We start from the raw sequence: 2,249 nt of genomic DNA on the forward strand, positions 1-2,249 counted from the left end.
GGTGCTCTGAGCTTGCTCAAGGAAAGGCGAGAAACGGCTTTTAGAAATACCATATTCAATGTGCCGGAACAACTGGACCAAGGTACTGATCACGCTTAATCAAGGTACAGTTTTCAGGCTCTGACCCATCATGAGCAGGTCTTTTACGTATAACGCTTTGCTAAGGGGCAATTAACTGTTGGCTAAACTTGCGCGAAGCGCCAAGCCAACTGTTAATTGTCCCAGTGAGTTTACGAACGAACTTGAGCAACTTGTTATGCATTCTCTGCTACCAAGTAGTTCCCAATTTCGTCATCTGTTTTAAACAGCGATAAATAGGTATCTATAAACCACTCTTTAGCGCCATTAACCGCCAATACTTGTTCGCGTGTAACTTGGTAACAATCGAAAATATCATCATTACTAAATGGTGAATCCTCGCCATTTTGAATTGTGAAAACTCGACCTTTTTCATTTGTATAGATGTGACAAGTGACTGCGCAATCTTCTTGATTGGTGTTTGGCCACTCACCTGTCATAAATGAAAGCCAAATATGGCGCTCGTTTTGATGCTCAAGCATAGCAAGACAGAAAGCAGTTTCACCTTCATCACTATATTTAAACATGCCACGGATAAATTTATTCTCGTGATCTCTACCGCACTTACATTTGCGATAATATTCTTTGCGATTCTCAATCATTGACTTTTTCGCCATACTTCCATGAATGCATAACGCCTCACATATGGGGCGCAGGCTTGCTGGCTATACTTGCGAAGAATGAGCCGAGCCAGCGAGTATGCGTCCCAGTGAGCGAAGCGAATGAACATAATGTGTTTGTTATACCTGTGTTTGAACAACCTTTGAACCGTTTTTTATAAATGTGGCAGCGCTACGTTTGATACAAGAGTTTGAAAAAACACTGAAATCATACCGCCCTCTGGAAACCTCGTAATACGACTCAATCGAGCCATTTTCAATAAATACTAATAAAGTGACTCCTTCGTTTACCCAAACTGACGTTAATGTTTCTAGCGGCCATTGAAAGCCTAACAATTCAAGTGCGGCATCGTCGTTTGAATAAGGGCCAAGAAAACAAACTTTTTCCCAATTACTATCAACATACTCGAATAGGTTTAACGGTTCTTCTGCGTAATCTAGATCCAGCAGAGGAGCATCTGACTCAATATGGGAGCATGCGCTTAAGCACAGCATTAAAACAACTAAATACAAATATTTCATAAGAAGGTATAACGCCTCGTTAAGAGGCAAAAAATTGTTGGCTAAAATGTTGAGGAACGAAAACAGCCAACTGTTTTTTGTCCTTTTAAACGACTTGTTAGAGCTACTTACAGCTTACATGATAAGCCATTAGAAACATCCCATGATCCGCAACTGAATTTGCCTCTACCATTTCGATTCCTTCGGATACTTTGCAATCTTTTTTTATAGAACCAACAAAATTTTTAACTATTTTATTGCGCTTATCATCATCGTAAAATGGACTAACCGTGTTTAACTCAAAAACACATAAGTAACTTATATTTTTATCATTAGGCCAAGATGGCTCTTTAAAACAAGAGTAACCTATCTTTTCACCCTCGACTTTTTTGACTTCCTCTGCATTGGACACAGTAGAAATAAAAATTAGAAATATGATGAAAACCTTCAATTTAACTCCAAAATCTTGGTAGCTCTAACGCTTAACATATGGGGATTTTAGGAGCGCTGTTTCAGCGAGTAAAATTCCCACCATGATGTTTTTGTTATATGCCGCCATTTGATGCCCCAAAAAATTGGAAAAACACCATTAGCAATACCGCCATTATTAAGTATCCGCAAGCCGTTACACCGATTGGAATTACAACTGCTTGCCATGTTTTTAAGATTAATAATTTGCGAATAACAAATACAAAAACACCAACAGATAAAACAGTGTTTGCTATTCCATTTAGATCCAAAGTAAAAACAATTAAATTACAAATCAATTCAATTGTTGCAAGAGTAGCAGCTAGAACAAAACTTCTTTTTACACGAAATGAATCGACTTTAAGCCACTTCAATATCACATAAAAGATACCTGCATAAATTGGTATCATAAATAATGGATACAGATAAATTAGCACCAGACTCCCTTAGGCATATAACGCTTTGAATATGGGGCAAATATGAGCGCTTTGGCCGAAGGCCAGCGAGTATTTGTCCCAGTGAGTTTACGAACGACATAATTCATTTGTTATGTTCCAATTCTTTCGCGATTGCTCTCTGAAC

General features: G+C 38.3%; 4 protein-coding genes. All 4 read right to left on the reverse strand.

Translation table 11 applies throughout. The features are described from left to right. Nucleotides 1-254: 254 nt before the first annotated feature. Complete coding sequence (locus tag ABD036_RS18990) at nt 255-695, reverse strand: hypothetical protein (protein ID WP_343862756.1); 441 nt, start codon at nt 693-695, stop codon at nt 255-257. 123 nt (nt 696-818) lie between these two features. After that, the gene (locus tag ABD036_RS18995) at nt 819-1,220 is read right to left on the reverse strand and encodes a hypothetical protein (protein WP_343862758.1); all 402 of its coding nucleotides are present in this window, start codon (nt 1,218-1,220) and stop codon (nt 819-821) included. 103 nt (nt 1,221-1,323) lie between these two features. Continuing rightward, a complete protein-coding gene (locus ABD036_RS19000; RefSeq protein WP_343862761.1) occupies nt 1,324-1,650 on the reverse strand; it encodes a hypothetical protein in 327 nt (108 codons plus the stop codon). A 94-nt stretch (nt 1,651-1,744) separates the two neighbouring features. After that, nucleotides 1,745-2,104, reverse strand: coding sequence for a hypothetical protein (locus ABD036_RS19005; RefSeq protein ID WP_343862763.1), 360 nt, complete (start codon nt 2,102-2,104; stop codon nt 1,745-1,747). Nucleotides 2,105-2,249 lie beyond the last annotated feature (145 nt).

Source organism: Aliiglaciecola litoralis, assembly GCF_039523355.1.
GTDB classification, from domain to species: Bacteria; Pseudomonadota; Gammaproteobacteria; order Enterobacterales; family Alteromonadaceae; genus Aliiglaciecola; species Aliiglaciecola litoralis.

Coding starts and splice junctions, on each gene's coding strand:
- ABD036_RS18990 (WP_343862756.1), bottom strand. CDS start 695: ATGGCGAAAAAGTCAATGATTGAGAATCGCAAAGAATATTATCGCAAA.
- ABD036_RS18995 (WP_343862758.1), bottom strand. CDS start 1,220: ATGAAATATTTGTATTTAGTTGTTTTAATGCTGTGCTTAAGCGCATGC.